The sequence below is a fragment of the Micromonospora sp. NPDC048830 genome, assembly GCF_043198215.1.
Classification (GTDB): domain Bacteria; phylum Actinomycetota; class Actinomycetes; order Mycobacteriales; family Micromonosporaceae; genus Micromonospora.
Genome location: NZ_JBICUP010000002.1, coordinates 191,344 through 208,991 on the forward strand (window position 1 = coordinate 191,344; position 17,648 = coordinate 208,991).

The 17,648-nt window shown below is 74.8% G+C and carries 15 protein-coding genes and 1 pseudogene; 7 read left to right on the forward strand and 9 right to left on the reverse strand.

Translation table 11 applies throughout. The features are described from left to right. Nucleotides 1-115: 115 nt before the first annotated feature. Nucleotides 116-976: a bifunctional methylenetetrahydrofolate dehydrogenase/methenyltetrahydrofolate cyclohydrolase gene (locus ACGFIZ_RS03275; RefSeq protein ID WP_393415315.1), complete on the forward strand. Its 861-nt coding sequence runs from the start codon at nucleotides 116-118 to the stop codon at nucleotides 974-976. A gap of 261 nt (nucleotides 977-1,237) precedes the next feature. Next, nucleotides 1,238-2,188 carry a malate dehydrogenase gene (locus tag ACGFIZ_RS03280; protein WP_393415318.1) on the forward strand — a complete coding sequence of 317 codons (951 nt, stop codon included), beginning with the start codon at nucleotides 1,238-1,240 and terminating at the stop codon, nucleotides 2,186-2,188. Between the two features lie 88 nt (nucleotides 2,189-2,276). Here ACGFIZ_RS03280 and ACGFIZ_RS03285 read toward each other — a convergent pair whose 3' ends face one another. After that, nucleotides 2,277-3,098, reverse strand: a complete 822-nt coding sequence (locus ACGFIZ_RS03285) for a TetR/AcrR family transcriptional regulator (RefSeq protein WP_393415321.1) — start codon at nucleotides 3,096-3,098, stop codon at nucleotides 2,277-2,279. Between the two features lie 83 nt (nucleotides 3,099-3,181). Here ACGFIZ_RS03285 and ACGFIZ_RS03290 point away from each other — a divergent pair, with 83 nt between their 5' ends. Together ACGFIZ_RS03290 and ACGFIZ_RS03295 are read left to right on the forward strand one after the other, a co-directional pair. After that, nucleotides 3,182-3,580 carry a VOC family protein gene (locus ACGFIZ_RS03290; protein WP_393415324.1) on the forward strand — a complete coding sequence of 133 codons (399 nt, stop codon included), beginning with the start codon at nucleotides 3,182-3,184 and terminating at the stop codon, nucleotides 3,578-3,580. Nucleotides 3,581-3,857: 277 nt separating this feature from the next. Beyond that, nucleotides 3,858-5,075, forward strand: a complete 1,218-nt coding sequence (locus tag ACGFIZ_RS03295) for an NADP-dependent isocitrate dehydrogenase (protein ID WP_393415327.1) — start codon at nucleotides 3,858-3,860, stop codon at nucleotides 5,073-5,075. 348 nt (nucleotides 5,076-5,423) lie between these two features. Here the strand turns inward: ACGFIZ_RS03295 and galT are convergent, their stop codons facing one another. The 7 genes from galT to ACGFIZ_RS03330 form a co-directional block, all read right to left on the reverse strand. Beyond that, nucleotides 5,424-6,500, reverse strand: a complete 1,077-nt coding sequence (galT, locus tag ACGFIZ_RS03300) for a galactose-1-phosphate uridylyltransferase (protein WP_393415330.1) — start codon at nucleotides 6,498-6,500, stop codon at nucleotides 5,424-5,426. Beyond that, the gene (locus tag ACGFIZ_RS03305; RefSeq protein WP_393415333.1) at nucleotides 6,497-7,309 is read right to left on the reverse strand and encodes a DeoR/GlpR family DNA-binding transcription regulator; all 813 of its coding nucleotides are present in this window, start codon (nucleotides 7,307-7,309) and stop codon (nucleotides 6,497-6,499) included. Before ACGFIZ_RS03305 ends, galT begins: the two co-directional genes overlap by 4 nt. 156 nt (nucleotides 7,310-7,465) lie before the next feature. Continuing rightward, nucleotides 7,466-8,995, reverse strand: a complete 1,530-nt coding sequence (gene cysC / locus ACGFIZ_RS03310; protein WP_393415336.1) for an adenylyl-sulfate kinase — start codon at nucleotides 8,993-8,995, stop codon at nucleotides 7,466-7,468. A 97-nt stretch (nucleotides 8,996-9,092) separates the two neighbouring features. Continuing rightward, nucleotides 9,093-9,647: a DM13 domain-containing protein gene (locus ACGFIZ_RS03315; protein WP_393415339.1), complete on the reverse strand. Its 555-nt coding sequence runs from the start codon at nucleotides 9,645-9,647 to the stop codon at nucleotides 9,093-9,095. A 552-nt stretch (nucleotides 9,648-10,199) separates the two neighbouring features. Continuing rightward, nucleotides 10,200-12,818, reverse strand: a complete 2,619-nt coding sequence (gene valS, locus ACGFIZ_RS03320) for a valine--tRNA ligase (protein ID WP_393415342.1) — start codon at nucleotides 12,816-12,818, stop codon at nucleotides 10,200-10,202. 143 nt (nucleotides 12,819-12,961) lie between these two features. Further along, nucleotides 12,962-13,483 carry a methylated-DNA--[protein]-cysteine S-methyltransferase gene (locus tag ACGFIZ_RS03325; RefSeq protein WP_393415345.1) on the reverse strand — a complete coding sequence of 174 codons (522 nt, stop codon included), beginning with the start codon at nucleotides 13,481-13,483 and terminating at the stop codon, nucleotides 12,962-12,964. A 72-nt stretch (nucleotides 13,484-13,555) separates the two neighbouring features. Then, nucleotides 13,556-15,058, reverse strand: coding sequence for a DNA-3-methyladenine glycosylase 2 family protein (locus ACGFIZ_RS03330; RefSeq protein WP_393415348.1), 1,503 nt, complete (start codon nucleotides 15,056-15,058; stop codon nucleotides 13,556-13,558). Between the two features lie 187 nt (nucleotides 15,059-15,245). Between ACGFIZ_RS03330 and ACGFIZ_RS03335 the strand changes: the two genes are divergently transcribed. Then, the gene (locus tag ACGFIZ_RS03335) at nucleotides 15,246-15,761 is read left to right on the forward strand and encodes a hypothetical protein (RefSeq protein WP_393415351.1); all 516 of its coding nucleotides are present in this window, start codon (nucleotides 15,246-15,248) and stop codon (nucleotides 15,759-15,761) included. On the opposite strand, the gene ACGFIZ_RS03340 is transcribed toward ACGFIZ_RS03335, so the two are convergent. Next, complete coding sequence (locus ACGFIZ_RS03340; protein ID WP_393415354.1) at nucleotides 15,653-16,630, reverse strand: EamA family transporter; 978 nt, start codon at nucleotides 16,628-16,630, stop codon at nucleotides 15,653-15,655. The genes ACGFIZ_RS03335 and ACGFIZ_RS03340 overlap by 109 nt on opposite strands. 90 nt (nucleotides 16,631-16,720) lie before the next feature. Here ACGFIZ_RS03340 and ACGFIZ_RS03345 point away from each other — a divergent pair, with 90 nt between their 5' ends. Continuing rightward, nucleotides 16,721-17,218 carry a MarR family transcriptional regulator gene (locus tag ACGFIZ_RS03345; protein WP_347671558.1) on the forward strand — a complete coding sequence of 166 codons (498 nt, stop codon included), beginning with the start codon at nucleotides 16,721-16,723 and terminating at the stop codon, nucleotides 17,216-17,218. Nucleotides 17,219-17,269: 51 nt separating this feature from the next. Further along, nucleotides 17,270-17,596: pseudogene (locus ACGFIZ_RS03350) on the forward strand (peptidase E); the annotation flags it as partial. Between the last annotated feature and the right edge of the window lie 52 nt (nucleotides 17,597-17,648).

The following is a 17,648-nucleotide window of genomic DNA, read 5'->3' on the forward strand; positions in this document are numbered from 1 at the left end:
CGTGACGGATCGTTACGGTCCGGTGGCGCCCGTCCGGTCGGCCCGGCCGGTTCGGGTCGGGCGCCGGGACACGGGTCCGCGGAACGGCGCGCCCCGGCCATGAGACGATCTGGGCGTGACGGCGACGATCCTGGACGGCAAGGCGACCGCGGCGGAGATCAAGGACGAGCTGCGGGTACGCGTCAAGGCGCTGGCGGAGCGCGGCACGATCCCCGGGCTGGGCACTGTCCTGGTCGGGGCCGACCCCGGCTCCCAGGCGTACGTCAACGGCAAGCACCGCGACTGCGCCGAGGTGGGCATCGCCTCGATCCGCCGCGAGCTGCCCGCCGACGCCCCCCAGCAGCAGCTCGACGACGTGCTCGCCGAGCTGAACGCCGACCCGGCCTGCCACGGTTACATCGTCCAGCTGCCGCTGCCCGGCCACCTGGACACGCAGCGGACGCTGGAGGCGATCGACCCGGGCAAGGACGCCGACGGCCTGCACCCGGTCAACCTCGGCCGGCTCGTCCTCGGCTACGACGCGCCGCTGCCGTGCACCCCGCGCGGCATCGTCGAGCTGCTCCGCCGGCACGACGTGGCGCTGCGCGGCGCCAAGGTCGCGGTGGTCGGCCGGGGCAACACGGTGGGCCGCCCGCTCGGCCTGCTGCTCACCCGGCGCAGCGAGAACGCCACCGTGACCCTGTGCCACACCGGCACCCTCGACCTCGCCGCGCACACCCGGGCCGCCGACATCGTCATCGTCGCCGCCGGGGTGCCGGGCCTGCTCACCGCCGAGATGATCACCCCGGGTGCGGTGGTGGTCGACGTCGGCATCACCCGGGTGGTCGGCGCGGACGGCAAGGGCCGCTACACCGGCGACGTCGACCCGGAGGTCGCCGAGGTGGCCGGCAAGCTCGTGCCGATGCCCGGCGGCGTCGGCCCGATGACCCGGGCCATGCTCCTCACCAACGTGGTCGAGCGGGCCGAGCGCGGCTGAGGTCGCGCGGGCCGCCAGGTCGCCGGCTGCCTCGGACGCCGCGATGTCGCCGGCATGGGGGTGTCGGAGAGGGCTGGACGCCGCGATGTCGCCGACATAGAGGTGTCCGAGGACGCCGCCACCGAGCCGACCGCGGCCGAACCTGGACGGGGGCCGTGACCTTCGCCCCATCCGGCCGTTGGCCGCCGCCCCTGGCCTGATCGGTGCCAGGATGACTGATACGGTCCGGAAAACCGACTGGTAGCAGGGAGTGGGACGACCATGGGTAAGAAGGTCACTGTCGTCGGGGCCGGCTTCTACGGCTCCACCACCGCGCAGCGCCTGGCCGAGTACGACGTCTTCGACACCGTCGTGATCACCGACATCGTGGAGGGCAAGCCGGCCGGTCTCGCGCTGGACCTCAACCAGTCGCGCGCGATCGAGGGCTTCGAGACCAAGCTCGTCGGCGTCACCACCGGCCCGAACGGCGAGGGCTACGAGGCCATCGAGGGCTCGGACGTCGTGGTGATCACCGCGGGCCTGCCGCGCAAGCCGGGCATGAGCCGGATGGACCTGCTGGAGACGAACGCCAAGATCGTCCGTCAGGTCTCCGAGAACGTCGCCAAGTACGCCCCGAACGCCGTCGTCATCGTCGTGTCGAACCCGCTCGACGAGATGACCGCGCTCGCCCAGCTCGCCACCCAGTTCCCGAAGAACCGGGTGCTCGGCCAGGCCGGCATGCTGGACACCGCCCGGTTCACCAACTTCGTCGCCGAGGCGCTGGGCGTACCGGTGCGGTCGGTGAGGACGCTGACCCTCGGCTCGCACGGCGACACCATGGTGCCGGTGCCGTCGCGCAGCACCGTCGACGGCAAGCCGCTGCGCGAGGTGATGCCGGCCGAGCAGATCGAGGAGCTGGTCGTCAAGACCCGCAACGGTGGCGCCGAGGTGGTGGCCCTGCTCAAGACCGGCTCGGCGTACTACGCCCCGTCGGCCGCCGCCGCCCGGATGGCCAAGGCCGTCGCGGAGGACTCGGGCGAGGTCATGCCGGTCTGCGCCTGGGTCGACGGCGAGTACGGCATCGCCGGCGTCTACCTGGGCGTCGAGGCCGAGATCGGCCGCGAGGGCGTGCGGCGGGTCGTCGAGACCGACCTGGACGCCGACGAGATCGCCGCGCTCAAGGAGGCGGCCGAGGCCGTCCGCGCCAAGCAGGGCGACGTCGCCAACCTGTGATCCCAGCCACCCGAAGCGCCCCGCGGCCGCCGGTCGCGGGGCGTTTTCCTGTCCTGACCGGGGTCAGCCGGGCCGGTCCGGGCCGGGATCAGTCGCTCTGCTCCGCGCCGGGATCAGCCGTGGCCGCGGCGGAGCGGCTCCGGCCGCTGCGCACCCCGTCGATCAGGACGCCCAGGCCGTCGAGGATCCGGGCCAGGCCGAACTCGTACGCGTGCTCCGGGCTGTACGCGGAGTGCTGCGCGGCCCCCGCCGCGGCGCCGACCCGGACGGCGGTCGGGTACCGCTGCTCGTCGAGGACGCGGGCGAGCAGCGGGGCGTTCGCCGCCCACCACTGCTCATCGCTCCACGCGCTCTCCCGCTGCGCGAGCCGCACCTCGGTCGCCGAGCGGGCCGAGGCCCGGACGAAGTCGAGGACGTGGGTCAACGCCGCGTCCCGCTGCACGTCGTCCAGGCCGGTGCCGTCGAAGGCGCGCAGCTCGTACTCGTACTTGGCCATCATGCCGGGGCCCAGCGGCGGCCGGCCGGTGGCGACCTCGGCGGCCCAGGGATGGGCGGTGAACAGTTCCCGGTTGTCCTGCGCGAGCGCCGCCACCCGCACCCGCCACGGCTCGCCGGAGCGGTCCGGCCGGGGCATCCGGGCGTAGCTCGCGTCCAGCATCAGGTCGAGCAGCTCGGCCTTGCCCGGCACGTACGTGTAGAGGGTCATCGCCGCCACGCCGACGGCCTGGGCGACCGCCCGCATGGTCACCGCGTCCAGCCCGTCGGTGTCCGCCAGTCCGATCGCGGCCGTGACGATCTCGTCCAGCGACCGGCCCTGGCGTGGACCCCGGCGTGGGCTCTCGTCGGGTTGCCGCCAGAGCAGTCGCAGGGTGCGCGCCGGGTCGCCGGCTCCGCTGCGGTGGTTGGGCACCCCCTGATCCTCTCAGGCCAAAACCCCGTACGCAGTACTATGTACAGCGTACGAAGTAAGCCGTCCGATCCCAGGGAGCCCACGTGCAGATCACCGCAGCGGCCGTCTCGCTCAACGTCGACGACCCGGCGGCCTCGGCCGCGTTCGTCCAGCAGCACTTCGGCTTCCGGCAGGAGATGGCGGCCGACGGATTCGTCTCGCTGGCCCGCGAGGGGGTCGGCTTCAACCTGATCTTCCTGCGTACCGGGCTGGCCAGCCTCCAGCCGGAGAGCCTGAAGCAGCAGCGGGCCCAGGGCCTGATCGTCGCCTTCGTGGTGGACGACATCGACGCCGAGTACGCCGGGATCCAGGCCGCCGGCGTGCCGGTCACGACTCCGCTCCAGACCGAGCCCTGGGGGGAGCGATTCTTCCAGGTCACCGACCCGAACGGGGTGATCCTCCAGCTGGTGCAGTGGGTGCACGCGCCGGGCGAGGCCCCCTGATCCGGCACGCGCCGTTCACCGGGGCGAAGCCCCGCGCCGTGGCGTCCGGGAACGCCTGCTCGCGGGGCTGGAAGAACGGCCCCTCCCCGTCGAGGAGGGCGGTGACCGTGATAGACCCGAGGGTGCGGCTCAGTGGCATCGGCCGATGGCGCCAGGGGTCCACCGCGCCGCGCACCCCGGTTCCCGCCGTCGACGCCAGGCCGGCTGGGGGGCGCCGTCCGGTTTCCAGTACGCTCGTACTGCTTGAGCACGTGTCCCCCGAGAGGAGCGCCGGCCGATGGCGAAGATCAAGGTAAACAACCCGGTCGTGGAGCTCGACGGCGACGAGATGACCCGGATCATCTGGAAGCAGATCCGGGAGCAGCTGATCCTGCCCTACCTCGACGTCGACCTGCACTACTACGACCTGTCGATCCAGTACCGCGACGAGACCGACGACCAGGTCACCATCGACGCCGCCAACGCCATCAAGGAGCACGGCGTCGGCGTCAAGTGCGCCACCATCACCCCGGACGAGGCCCGGGTGGAGGAGTTCGGCCTGAAGAAGATGTGGCGGTCGCCGAACGGCACCATCCGCAACATCCTCGGTGGCGTCGTCTTCCGCGAGCCGATCATCATGTCCAACGTGCCGCGGCTGGTCCCGGGCTGGACCAAGCCGATCGTCATCGGCCGTCACGCCCACGGCGACCAGTACAAGGCCACCGACTTCGTCGTCCCCGGCCCGGGCACGGTGACCATCACCTACACCCCGGCCGACGGCTCCGCGCCGGTGGAGATGGAGGTCGCCAAGTTCCCCGGCGGCGGCGTCGCCATGGGCATGTACAACTTCGACGACTCCATCCGCGACTTCGCCCGCGCCTCCATGCGCTACGGCCTGAACCGCGGCTACCCGGTGTACCTGTCGACGAAGAACACCATCCTCAAGGCGTACGACGGCCGGTTCAAGGACATCTTCGCCGAGGTCTACGAGAACGAGTTCAAGGCGGAGTTCGAGGCGGCCGGCATCAGCTACGAGCACCGGCTGATCGACGACATGGTCGCCGCCGCGCTCAAGTGGGAGGGCGGCTTCGTCTGGGCCTGCAAGAACTACGACGGTGACGTGCAGTCCGACACCGTCGCGCAGGGCTTCGGCTCGCTCGGCCTGATGACCTCGGTCCTGATGACCCCGGACGGCCGTACCGTCGAGGCGGAGGCCGCGCACGGCACCGTCACCCGGCACTACCGGCAGTGGCAGAAGGGCGAGAAGACCTCGACCAACCCGATCGCCTCGATCTACGCCTGGACGCGGGGCCTGGCCCACCGCGGCAAGCTCGACGGCACCCCGGCGGTCACCGAGTTCGCCAGCACGCTGGAGCAGGTCATCATCGACACCGTCGAGGGTGGCCAGATGACCAAGGACCTCGCGCTGCTCATCTCGCGCGACGCCCCGTGGCTGACCACCGACGAGTTCATGAACGCCCTGGACGAGAACCTGGCGCGCAAGCTGGCCGCCTGACCCACCGCGACACCGACCGAGCCCGCCGGCCCCCGCGCCGGCGGGCTCCGTCGTCCGGTATGCCCTAGCGGGCTCGGTCGTCCGGTACGCCCCGGCGGGCCCCCTCGCGGCGGCGATGCCGGGCCGGCCGGAGTCCAGGGCGTCCCGCACAGGCGTCACCGTGGGTGACGTAGCTCGTTGAGCTTGGTGGACGTGGTGCCAGTCGCGTCCAAGGAAGGCCGGGATCGCCCCGCGGCGCGGGCGCGGATCAGCCGACCTTCCCGGCTGTCGCACGCAGCCAGCCGTCCCTTCCCTGCGGGGGGCCCTGTCCCGGGCCCCCCGCGCCCCGTGCGGGCGGTGTCAACAGGGTCAGGCAGCGCGCAGGAGTTCGGCGGCGTGCTCGGGGGCGACGTCGCTGATGAACGTGCCCATCCCGGACTCCGCGCCGGCCAGGTACTTCAGCTTGTCCCGCGCGCGCCGGATGCTGAACAGCTGCAGGTGCAGGTGTGCCAGCTCGCGCTCGACGCGTACGGGGGCCTGGTGCCAGGCCGCGATGTACGGCATCGGCAGGTCGAACAGCCCGTCGAAGCGGCGCAGCAGGTCCAGGTAGAGCGGGCCGAAGGCGTCCCGCTCCTCGTCGGTCAGCCCCGGGAGGTCCGGCACCGGCCGGTGCGGGGCGACGTGCACCTCGAACGGCCACCGGGCCGCCGCCGGCACGTACGCCGTCCAGTGCTCGTTGGTGACCACCACGCGCGTCCCGGCGGCGCGCTCGGCGGCGAGCACGTCGGCGTAGAGGTTGCCGCCCCCGGCGCGCTCGGCGTGCCGGCGGGCCGCGCCGAGCATCGCCCGGGTGCGCGGCGTGACGAAGGGGTACGCGTAGATCTGCCCGTGCGGGTGGTGCAGGGTCACCCCGATCTCCACGCCCCGGTTCTCGAAGCAGAACACCTGCTCCACCCCGGGCAGCTCGCCCAGCGCGGCCGTCCGGTCGGCGAGGGCGTCGAGCACCGTGCGGACCCGGCGCGGCGGGAGGCCCGCGAACGAGGCGTCGTGGTCGTCGGTGAAGCAGACCACCTCGCATCGACCCCGGCCGGGCCGGACCGGGGTGAACGGGGTGATCTCCGCCGGCTCCTCGCCGACCCGCCCGCTGAAGGCCGGGAACCGGTTCTCGAAGACGGCGACGTCGTAGTCGGGCGCCGGGATCTCACTGAGCCGGTCACCCCGGGACGGGCACAGCGGGCACTGGTCGGCCGGCGGCAGGAAGGTGCGGGTCTGCCGGTGCACGGCGAGCGCGACCCACTCGTCGGTCAGCGGGTCGTACCGCAGCTGCGACGCGCGGGGCGGCGACGGAAGCTCCCGCCGGTCCGGCTGGTCGCGGACCGCGTCGTCCCGCTCGTCGAAGTAGATCAGCTCCCGGCCGTCGGCCAGCTCGATCGCCGTGCGCTTCACTCCGCCGTCTCCTCCCCGGCCGGGCGCCCACCCGGCTCCGACCCCACGAGCACCAGCTCGCCGACCTGTTCGCCCAGCACCCGCCGGCCCTCGGGCGCCAGCCGGTCGTCGGTGACCAGCACGTCGGCCGCGGCCAGCTCGACGATCGAGCAGAGGCCGACCGTGCCCCACTTGGTGTGGTCGGCGAGCACGACCAGCCGGTCGGCGGCGGCCACCAGGGCCCGGTCGGTCTCCGCCTCCAGCAGGTTGGGCGTGGTGAAGCCCGCCCGCTCGCCGATCCCGTGCACGCCGAGGAAGAGCAGGTCCAGGTGCAGCGACCGGACCGCCGCGACCGCCAGCGGCCCGACCAGCGCGTCGGACGGCGTCCGCACCCCGCCGGTCAGCACCACCGTCTGGTCCGGTCGGCCGCCGGCGTGCAGGATCTCGGCCACCGGCAGCGAGTTGGTCACCACGGTCAACCCCGGCACGTCGACCAGCCGGCGGGCCAGCTCGGCCGTCGTGGTGCCGGCGGAGAGCGCGACCGCCGCACCCGGCCGGACCAGGCCGGCGGCGTGGGCGGCGATGGCGGCCTTCTCCGGCAGTTGGCGCACCGACTTCGCGCGGAAGCCCGGCTCGTCGGCCGAGCCGGCCCCGGTCACCGTCGCGCCGCCGTGCACCTTGGCGAGCAGGCCGCGCTCGTGCAGCGCCTCCAGGTCGCGCCGGATGGTCATGTCGGAGACGCCGAACTCGGCGGCCAGCTCGGTCACCCGTACGCCGCCGGCCGCCCGGACGCGCTCCAGGATGGCCGCCTGCCGCTGCCGCGCGAGCACCCCGCCGCACCTCCGGCTTCCTCCGCGCGTCTCGCACGCGATCGAACGCGTTCCAACAGAAGCGAACACTAGCGCGCGCGTTGGCCGTATGGAAGCACGGCCCGGCCACGGCGACAGGAGCAGCCGGCCCGGGCCGGACCCGAAGCGGCGGCAGGATCAGGTGGACTGGAGGCGGGGCTCCACCCAGCCGGTCTCGGTCAGGTGGTGCATCACCGCCTGCACCGCCTCCTCGATGGTCAGGGCGGTCGTGTCCACCACCACGTCGGCGTCGGTCGGCTCCTCGTACGGGTCGTCCACGCCGGTCATCCCGGTGAGCAGGCCGGCCCGGGCGCGGGCGTACAGGCCCTTGCGGTCGCGCTGCTCGCAGACTTCGATCGGGGTCGCCACGTGCACCAGCACGAACCCGGCCCCGGCCGCCTGCGCCATCTCCCGGGCGGTCGCCCGTGCCTGCGCGTACGGGGCGATCGGGCAGCAGATGCCCACCCCCCGGTGCCGGGCGATCTCGGCGGCGACCCAGCCGATCCGGCGGACGTTCAGGTCCCGGTCGGCCTTGCTGAAGCCCAGCCCGGCGGAGAGCTCCCGCCGCACCACGTCGCCGTCGAGCAGCGTCACCGTCCGGTCGCCGCCCTCACGCAGCACGTCGGCCAGGCCCCGGGCGATCGTGGACTTGCCGGAGCCGGAGAAACCGGTCATGAACACCACCAGGCCCCGGTGCCGCCGGGGCGGACGGGCCCTGCTCAGCTCCTTGGCCACGGCCGGCGGGGTGTGCCACTCCGGCAGCGGGAAGCCCCGGTCGAGCAGGTCGTCGAGCTCCGCCTGGCTCAGCGCCAGCCGCCGGTTGCGCGGCGGGATGTCCTCCCGCCAGCGCCACTGCCCGTCCCGGTTGTCGTAGGCCAGCTCGCGGGGGACCAGCACCCGCAGCCCGGCTCCGGAGAGCACCTCGCGGGTGGAGAGCAGGTGGGTCACCCCGTACGCGGCAGCCACCCGGGCCTGGAGCAGGGCGTCGCTGATCTCGTCGCGGCGCCGGGACAGCGGCACCGCGACCAGCGTCGCCGGGGGCATCCGGTCCCGGGCGGCGAAGACCGCCCGGACCAGCGCCTCGGGGGGCAGCCCGTTGATCACCCCCTCGCCGACCGGGATCATGACCAGCAGGTGCGCGTTCAGGGTACGGGCGGCGTGGGCGATCTGGGCGAGCTGCGGCCGGTGCAGCGGCCGGTCGGCGACAACCCCGAGCACCCGCCCCGGGGGCAGCAGCGCCCGCACCTCCTCCGGGCTGCGGCGCAACCGCTGGAACGGGCCGTGCCCGCCGTCGCCGAGCCGGCGCACCGGGCCACCGATCCCGGCGACGCCCTCGCGGGCCGTCCAGACGTCGGTGACCTCCAGCGCGGCGACCGGCGCGCCCTCGCCGTCGGTGAGCACCAGCGTCCGGCGCAGCGGGTCGGCCGGGTGCAGGCCGTCCGCGAGCCCGGCGGGCACCTGGAGGGCCACCGGCACCGGCCACGGCGTGCCGTCGGCGAGCCGCCCGCGACGGGTGAGGGAGGTCAGGTCAGCCCGGGTCATGAAGCCGGTGAGCGGCGCGTACGCCCCGCTGAGCAGTAGCCCGAGATCGGCCAGCTCCCCGGGACGCGGCGTGTACGCCGGCGCGTCCCGCAGCACCTCGTCGGGCAGCACCCACCCGTTGCTCATCGCACCCCCCACTCACTGGCCGCCACACAGTTTCGCAGCCGACCGGCGATCGGTCGAGACCGCCACTCCCCGTACCGTGGCCGGCGGGCGCGACCGGTTACACGGTGGCCCGCAGCGGCGCGGCCCCGAAGGAGATCGTGAAGCGCTTGCACCAGAGCGAGACGCTGGTCAGGCCGGTGAGGTCGGTGCCGGCCGGGATGTCGTACGCCTGGTTGCCCAGGTTGCCCTTGAGTCGGCCCACCTCGACCCAGCGGCCGTCGTCGAAGCCCCGCGACCCCGGCCCCGGGCGGACCGGCTGGTCGGTGAGCCAGACCCGCAGGTCGGGCCCGTTGGTGGTGTCCAGCCCGACCAGTTCCAACCGGTACCGGCCGTCGACTTTCCGGACGATCCGGGCGGTGCCCGACGTGTCGAACTCCTGGCCGACGAACTCGCCCTGACTGACCAGGGTCGGTCCGGCCGGGCTCGGGGCGGCCGAAGCGCCGGGCGCCGCGGGGGAGGCCGGCGCCGTGGCGATCGTCGACAGGGGCTCGTCGACCTCGGTGTCGGTGACGTACGTCCACGGCTTGAACCACATCAGGCCGGCGGCAACGCCGAGGGCGAGGACGGCGGCGACGACGGCGACCGCGCGGCGGCGCGACAGGGCGGGAGACATGGCGCCATTCTTCCGTCAACCGAGTCCGTCGTCACGGTCCGTCGGCCCACCAAACCCTACCGTCACGATCTTCCGAGGTGGCGGCCATCGTGGGCGCGCCGGTCCCCCTCGGCGGTCAGCGAGCCGGCCGGCCGCGGCGGGAAAGGCAGGACTGGCCAGGCGCGGCGGGAGAGGTGGGGCCGGCCGGCCCCAGCGGGAAGGGTAGGGCTGGCCGGATGGACCCGGCCGGGTCGCCCCCGGCAGGCTGGGGGCCATGGTGGCGGACACGGGCCGGGCGGCGCCCCGGCGGTCGTACCCGGCATGGGCCCGGCGCTGGGCGACCAGCCTGGCGGTCGCGGGCGCGGCCGCGGCGGCGACCACGACGCTCGCGCAGTCGACCGGCGAGTTCCACTGGTGGGCAGGCCGTCACCCTGCTCATCGGGCCCGCCGTGGTCGCCGCGCTGCTCGGCGTGCGGATGTTGCGCGGCTGGTGAGCGCTCCCGGCGCGGCGGCGGCCCGTGGTGGCGGCTCATTCCGCCGTGACCGACGCCGACACCGGGCGGGCCCGACGACTCAGAAGGCGCAGGCGACCACCAGCTCCGGCGTGCGGTCCGGCAGCAGGTCGAGTTTGCCGATCCGGCCGGCGGCGCGCAGGTCGTCCGCCACGAGCGTGAGCCGGTCGAGCAGGGCTGCCGGGCCGAGCGCCTCCGCGAGCGGCACCTCGGCCCTCATCGACAGCTTTCGCTCCGACTTGGCCCGCCGCACCTGGCTCAGCGCGTCGCCGGCCAGCCGCAGCAGCTCCGGGTCGCCCTCGCCGCGCACCGCCCGCCCCACCTCGTAGGTGGTGGGCCAGGGGGAGCGGTGCACCGAGCCGTACCGCCACCAGGACCACACCTCCTCGGTCGCGAACGGCAGCACCGGGGCGAACAGCCGCAGCTGCACCGACAGCGCGGCGGCCAGCGCCGCCCGGGCCGAGTCGGCCCCCGGCCCGGAACCGTAGGCGCGCTCCTTCACCAGCTCGATGTAGTCGTCGCAGAACCGCCAGAAGAACGCCTCCGTGGCCTGCAACGCCGCCGTGTGGTCGTACGCCTCGAAGGCGGCGGTCGCGGCGGCGACCACGGTGGACAGCTCTGCGAGCATCGCGGTGTCCAGCGGCTCGGTGGCCGACAGCTCCAGGTCGCGGCGCGGCGTCAGACGCGCCGAGCTGGAGTTGTCGCACGGGGCGCGCAGCGCGTCGGCGGCGCCCAGCCCGAGGGCGAACCTCGACGCGTTGAGCAGCTTCGTGGCGAGGCGCCGGCCGACCCTGATCTGCGCCGGGTCGAACGCCAGGTCCATCCCGGGCCGCCCGTTGGCCGCCCAGTACCGCACCGCGTCCGAGCCGTGCTGCTCCAGCAGCCCCATCGGGGTGGTGACGTTCCCCTTGGACTTGGACATCTTCTTGCGGTCCGGGTCGAGGATCCAGCCGGAGAGCACGACGTCCCGCCAGGGCAGCACCCCGTGCTCCAGGTGCGACCGGACCACGGTGGAGAACAGCCAGGTGCGGATGATGTCGTGGCCCTGCGGGCGCAGGTCCATCGGGAAGATCCGGCGGAACAGGTCCTCGTCGTCCGCCCAGCCACCGACGATCTGCGGGGTCAGCGACGAGGTGGCCCAGGTGTCCAGCACGTCCGGGTCGCCGACGAAGCCCCCCGGCCGGCCGCGCCGGGCCTCCTCGTACCCGGGCGGCGGCTCGCTCGACGGGTCGACCGGCAGCGCCGCCTCGCCGGGTGTGAGAGGGTGGGTGAGGTCCGGCTCGCCAGTGTCGTCGAGCCGGTACCACACCGGCACCGGCACGCCGAAGAAGCGCTGCCGGCTGACCAGCCAGTCACCCGTCAGGCCCGCCACCCAGTGCTCGTAGCGGTGCCGCATGTGCTCCGGCACCCAGCGCAGCTCACCGCCCCGGGCCAGCAGCTCGCCGCGCAGGGCGGCGTCCCGGCCGCCGTTGCGCAGGTACCACTGCCGGGTGGTGACGATCTCCAGCGGCCGGTCGCCCTTCTCGTAGAACTTGACCGGGTGGGTGATTGGGCGCGGCTCGCCGACCAGGCCGCCGGCGTCGGCCAGCAACTCGACGATCGTCCGCCGGGCGCCGGCCACGGTCTGCCCCGCCAGCGCCGCGTACGGCTCGGCCGGCACGCCGGCCGGCGGCACCGGCAGCAGCCGCCCGTCCCGGCCGATCACCGCCCGGGTCTCCAGGGCCAGCTCCCGCCACCAGGTCACGTCGGTCAGGTCGCCGAACGTGCACACCATCGCGATGCCCGTGCCCTTGGCCGGGTCGGCCAGCGGGTGCGCGCGCACCGGCACCTCGACCCCGAACACCGGGGTACGCGCAGCCGCGCCGACCAGGTCCGCGTACCGCTCGTCGTCGGGGTGGCAGACCAGCGCCACGCAGGCCGGCAGCAGCTCCGGGCGGGTGGTGTCGATCAGCACCTCCCGGCCGTCCGGGCCGGCGAACCGCAGCCGGTGGTACGCCCCCGGCCGCTCCCGGTCCTCCAGTTCCGCCTGGGCGACGGCCGTGGCGAACCCGACGTCCCACAGCGTCGGCGCCTCCGCCTGGTACGCCTCGCCCCGGGCCAGGTTGCGCAGGAACGCCCGCTGCGAGGCGGCCCGGGCCCGGCGGCCGATCGTCGTGTACGTCAGCGACCAGTCCACCGACAGCCCGAGCCGCCGCCACAGCGCCTCGAACGCCCGCTCGTCGGCGGCGGTCAGCGTCTCGCACAGCTCCACGAAGTTGCGTCGGGAGATCGGCGTCGGGTTCTTCCGGGCCGCGTCGTCCACGGGCGCGTCCGGCGCCCGCCAGCCCGGGTCGTACGGCAGCGACGGGTCGCAGCGCACCCCGTACACGTTCTGCACCCGGCGCTCGGTGGGCAGGCCGTTGTCGTCCCAGCCCATCGGGTAGAAGACCGTCCGCCCCCGCATCCGCTGGAACCGGGCCACCGTGTCGGTGTGCGTGTACGAGAAGACGTGCCCCATGTGCAGCTCGCCCGATACGGTCGGCGGCGGGGTGTCGATCGCGTACACGTCCGAGCGCTGCTTCGAGCGGTCGAACGCGTACGCGCCCTCCTCCTGCCAGCGGCGCGCCCAGGTCTCCTCGAGCCCGTCCAGCGTGGGACGCTCGGGGACGCCGGCGCGGGCCGTCCTCGCCGTGTCGGTCATCGGTCGATCGTAGGCAGCCGCCCCGCCACGGGCCACGGCTTATCCAGCGTGTCCGGTGCCCCGCCGGCTGGCCGCCCGGCGCTGCCCCCGCCGGCCGCCGCGACCTGCGTTGGCCCGCCACGATCCCGGCACGGCGTCCCTCGCTACCGCCCGGGGGCCGCCTCGTGGGCGAGGAGCCACCGCTTCACGTCCAGCCCCCAGCGGTAGCCGCCGAGGCCGCCGTCGGTGCGCAGCACCCGGTGGCAGGGCACGAAGAGGGCCGCGGCGTTGCGGGCGCAGGCCGCCGCGGCGGCGCGTACGGCCGCCGGCCGGCCCGCCAGCTCGGCGTACCCGGTGTACGTCACCGGCCGGCCGGGCTCCACCTCCCGCAGCACCCGCCACGCGTGCGCCATGAACGCGCCCCCGGTGTGCTGCTCGACGGGCACCGCGTCGATCGCGGTCAGCTCGCCGTCGAGGTACGCGGCGACGGCCGCGGTCACGGGCCCGAGGTCCGCCCGGTGCCGCACCGGGCCGCGCAGGGCCGGGTGCACCAGCGGCACGAGCGACTCCGGTTCGGGGGTGAAGCCGGCCGCCCGGACCGCCCCGCCGGGGCCGGTCAGGATGCTCAGCGGCCCGGCGGGCGTGTCGACGACGGCGCTGTCGAGGGTGGTGCCGATGCTGTTCATGCTGCCTTCCGGTGTCGGATGGTCATGTCGCTCTTCGGTGTCCGGTGGCCGTGTGCTTTCCGCAGCGGACTGTCATGCTGCTCGCCACAGCCGGATGACGGCATACGAGCGCCAGGGGCGCCAGCGGCGCGCGTACGCGTCGAGGGCCCTCGGGTCGTCGGGCAGGCCGACGGCGGCCGCGCCCCGCCGTACGGCCAGGTCGGTGGGGAGGAAGATGTCGGGGTCGCCGAGGGCGCGCATGGCCACGTAGCCGGCCGTCCACGCCCCGATTCCCGGCACCGCCAGCAGTCGCCGCACGCCCTCCGCGCGGTCCCCGCCGGGATCGAGGTCCAGCGACCCGTCGGCGACCCCGCGCGCCACCGCCCGGATCGTCTCCCGCCGCCCCGCGGGCATCCCGAACGCGTCATCCCCGACCAGACCCACCTCCCCGGCGCTGGGAAACCCCCGCAGCCCGCCCCGGAACCCGGGTTGATCATGGAGTTGACCGCCGTTTCGGAGATCGATCCGGCCGCCAACTCCATGATCGACGCTGGTGAGGGGGGCGGTGGCGGTCAGGAGGCGCGCGAGGGTGGTGCGCGCCGCGCGTACCGAGACCTGCTGGCCCACGACGGCGCGGACGGCCATCTCGAAGCCGTCGGCGGCGCGCGGGACGCGCACCCCGGGCTCGGCGGCCACCAGCGGGGCGAGGGCGGGGTCGGCGGCCAGGGCGTCGTCGACGGCGGCCGGGTCGGCGTCGAGGTCGAGCAGCCGGCGGCAGCGGGCCACCGCCGGCGCCAGGTCGCGCATGTCGGCCAGCCGCAGGGTCGCCGCCACATGCCCGTCCGCCGGGGTCAGCGCCACCTCGGCCGCGCCGTGCGGCAGCCGCAACCCCCGCCGGTACGTCCCGTCGCGCACCTCCTCCACGCCGGGCAGCGCCCGCAGCGCGAGGAAGTCCAGCAGCGCCCCCGCGTGCAGCGGTGGCCGGTACGCCAGCCGCAGTGTGATCGTGCCGGCCCCACCGGCCGCCGGCTGTCGTCCCCGGGCGGCTCGCAGCTCCGAAGGGGCGGTGGCGTAGACCTCCCGGATCGTGTCGTTGAACTGCCGCACGCTGCCGAACCCGGCCGCGAACGCGATCTCGGCCATCCCGAGCCCGGTCGTCTCGATCAGGATCCGGGCGGTCTGCGCGCGCTGCGCCCGGGCCAGCGCGAGCGGCCCGGCACCCAGCTCGGCGCGCAGCAGCCGGTGCAGGTGCCGCTCGGTGTAGCCGAGGCGCGCGGCCAGCCCGGGTACGCCGTGCCGGTCGACCACCCCGTCGGCGATCAGCCGCATGGCCCGGCCCACGGTGTCCGCCCGGACGTCCCACTCCGGCGAGCCCGGGGCGGCGTCCGGGCGACAGCGGCGGCAGGCGCGCAGCCCCGCCCCCTGCGCCGCCGCGGCGGACGGGAAGAACCGGACGTTCTGCCGCTTCGGGGTGGTCGCCGGGCAGGACGGCCGGCAGTAGATCCCCGTCGACGTGACGCCCGTGTAGAACCACCCGTCGAACCGCTGGTCGCGGCTGTCGACGGCCCGGTAGCAGCGCTCGAAGTCCAACTCCACGGCACCGATGGTGCCCCGCCGGCCACCCGTCCGGCTCGCGGAAATCGGACCTGGCCGTGGAAGGTGCAAGGCATCCCCTTGTCGACCCCCGTGTCCCGAAAGTGTCGGTCATGGCCGGTACGGTCCCGCCACCAACTCAAGAAGGGGTGGCGGCGATGGCGAGCGTGGCCGGGCGAGGTGTCCGCTGATGCTGTCGGGGCGGGCGCGGCTCGACCGTACGGTGGTCCAGAGCTTCTACGACCGGATGCGGGCGGTCGCGCCGGCGGCGTACGGCGCCCTGGAGCGGGACCGGGCGGGTGATCCCGGGCGGGCGTTCCGCGACACGTCCTGCGGGCGGCTCGTCGCGTCCCTGGACGCCGCCGGCCTGCGCGCCCTCGGCATGTGGGCGCACCACTGGTGCATGCGCTTCTACGACGACGACACGCGGGTGGGGTTGCGCCTGGTCCGGGAGATCGCCGGCCGCCCCGGGCTCGGCTGGACGGCCGACGAGGTGCGCTGGATGCTCGGCGAGTCCGAGGCCGCCGGTCCGTCCGCCGCGCACCGGTTCACCCTGCCGGCCGCCGCGGCCCGCGAGCTGTCCCCGGCCATCCGCCGTCAGCTCACCACCCCCGAGTTGGCCGCGGTGGCTGACCGGGAGCTGTCGACGGCCGCGCCGGAGGGGGCGGGGCCGGGCGCGGGGGAGCGGCGGGTGCTGGCCGGCTGACCGGCCCGGGGCGGAGGGCGGTCCGGCAGTTGGCCGACCACGGTCGCGGTGACGGCAACGGCGAACCCGGCGAGCTGCACCGGGCCCAGCGCCTGCCCCAGCACGAGCCAGCCGAGCGCGGCGGCGGTCAGTGGGCTGAGCGCGCCGAGCACGGAGACCTGGGTCAGCGGCAGTCGCGCCGCCCCGCGGAACCACAGGGCGTACGCCACGGCGGTGCCGGCCAGCCCGAGCCACGCGTACCCGAGCAGGGCCGGGCCGTCGGGAGCCGGCGGCGGCCCCTCCAGCGCGAGCGCCAACGGCGTGATCATCAGGCCCCCGGCGGTGAGCTGCCAGCTGGTCGCGGCGAGGATGCCGACCCCGGCGGGGCGGCCCCAGCGGCGGGTCAGCACCAGCCCGGCCGCCATCGCGGCGGCCCCGGCCAGGCCGGCGGCCACGCCGACGGGATCGAGCCCGGCGTCCGGCCGGAGCACGACCAGGGCGACGCCCAGCGGTGCCGCGGCGGCGGCGAGCAGGGCGGGTGGCCGGGGACGTTCGCGTATGACGAGCCCGGTCAGCCCGGCGACCAGCAGTGGCTGGGCCGCGCCGAGCACGGCGGCGGTGCCGCCGGGCAGCCGGTACGCGGCGAGGAAGAGCAGCGGGAAGAACGCGCCGATGTTGAGCGCGCCGAGCAGGGCCGCCCGCCACCACCACCCGCCGTTGGGGCACTGCCGGGTCAGGGCGAGCAGCAGCAGGCCGGCGGGCAGCGCCCGGATCGCCCCCGACCAGAGCGGCCGGTCGGGCGGCAGCAGCTCGGAGGTGACCAGATACGTCGTACCCCAGGCCACGGGCGCGACGGCGGTGGCCAGCAGATCGGCGGCACCTCGGCTCATCGGCTCAACCTCTCGATGCTAAGTAGCTTAGCGCTAAGCAAATCACGGGTGAGTAAAGCCCGCCAGTGCGGGCTGCGGCACAATGCCGGGATGACCGAGCCGGACGACGTGGACGTCATCGTCGAGCAGTGGCGCCGCGAGCGGGCCGGGCTACGGCCGGAACCGATGGCGGTCTTCGGCCGCATCTACCGGCTGGCCCGGCTGGTGGGCGACGAGCAGGAACGGGTATACGCGGCCTGGGACATCAGCCGGGGCGACTTCGACGTGCTGGCCGCCCTGCGGCGGGCCGGTGACCCGTACACGCTCTCCCCCAAGGCGCTCGCCGCCGCGATGATGCTCACCTCCGGCGGGATGACCGGCCGGCTGGACCGGTTGGAGCGGGCCGGGCTGGTGCGCCGCGGCCCCGACCCGGCCGACCGGCGCGGCCTGCGGGTCAGCCTGACCGAGGAGGGCCGCCGGGTGGTCGAGGAGTCGGTGGAGGCGGGACTCGCGGTGCAGCGGCGCATCCTCGACGTCCTGCCGCCGGAGGATCGCACCCGGCTGGCCGACCTGCTGCGCACCCTGCTCGCGGCGGCGTCCAGATCCTGAGCCGCGGCGTCCGGGTCTGCTCCACGTACCGACGAGAGGACAGGGGTCAGCATGCCCGCCAGCGAACCGACCATCGTCGCCACCAGCATGGGCTTCTTCGGCCGTGACCGCGGCCCGTACGACCTGCGCCCCGGGCCGGTCTTCGAGCTGGCCGCCGAGCTGGCCCAGGCCGGCCCGGAGCCCCGGCTGTGCTAACTCGGCCAGGCCGTGGGCGACCAGCCCACGTCGTTCACCGCCGTCTACGGGGCGTTCGCCGGCACCCCGTTCCGCGTCTCGCACGTCGCCCTGTTCCCCATGCCGAACGTCGAGGACGTCCGCGCGCACCTGCTCGCGCAGGACGTGATCTGGGCCGCCGACGGCGGCGTACGGGAGACCGTGATCACCCCCCGCCGCCTGGCCTGAGGCCCGACTGCCCCTGCCGAACGCGCGG

Excerpts from the sequence above, each read along its gene's own strand:
- ACGFIZ_RS03280 (WP_393415318.1), top strand. The coding sequence starts at position 1,238 with ATGGGTAAGAAGGTCACTGTCGTCGGGGCCGGCTTCTACGGCTCCACC.
- ACGFIZ_RS03295 (WP_393415327.1), top strand. The coding sequence starts at position 3,858 with ATGGCGAAGATCAAGGTAAACAACCCGGTCGTGGAGCTCGACGGCGAC.
- cysC (WP_393415336.1), bottom strand. The coding sequence starts at position 8,995 with ATGAGCAACGGGTGGGTGCTGCCCGACGAGGTGCTGCGGGACGCGCCG.
- ACGFIZ_RS03315 (WP_393415339.1), bottom strand. The coding sequence starts at position 9,647 with ATGTCTCCCGCCCTGTCGCGCCGCCGCGCGGTCGCCGTCGTCGCCGCC.
- valS (WP_393415342.1), bottom strand. The coding sequence starts at position 12,818 with ATGACCGACACGGCGAGGACGGCCCGCGCCGGCGTCCCCGAGCGTCCC.
- ACGFIZ_RS03325 (WP_393415345.1), bottom strand. The coding sequence starts at position 13,483 with ATGAACAGCATCGGCACCACCCTCGACAGCGCCGTCGTCGACACGCCC.
- ACGFIZ_RS03335 (WP_393415351.1), top strand. The coding sequence starts at position 15,246 with ATGCTGTCGGGGCGGGCGCGGCTCGACCGTACGGTGGTCCAGAGCTTC.
- ACGFIZ_RS03340 (WP_393415354.1), bottom strand. The coding sequence starts at position 16,630 with ATGAGCCGAGGTGCCGCCGATCTGCTGGCCACCGCCGTCGCGCCCGTG.
- ACGFIZ_RS03345 (WP_347671558.1), top strand. The coding sequence starts at position 16,721 with ATGACCGAGCCGGACGACGTGGACGTCATCGTCGAGCAGTGGCGCCGC.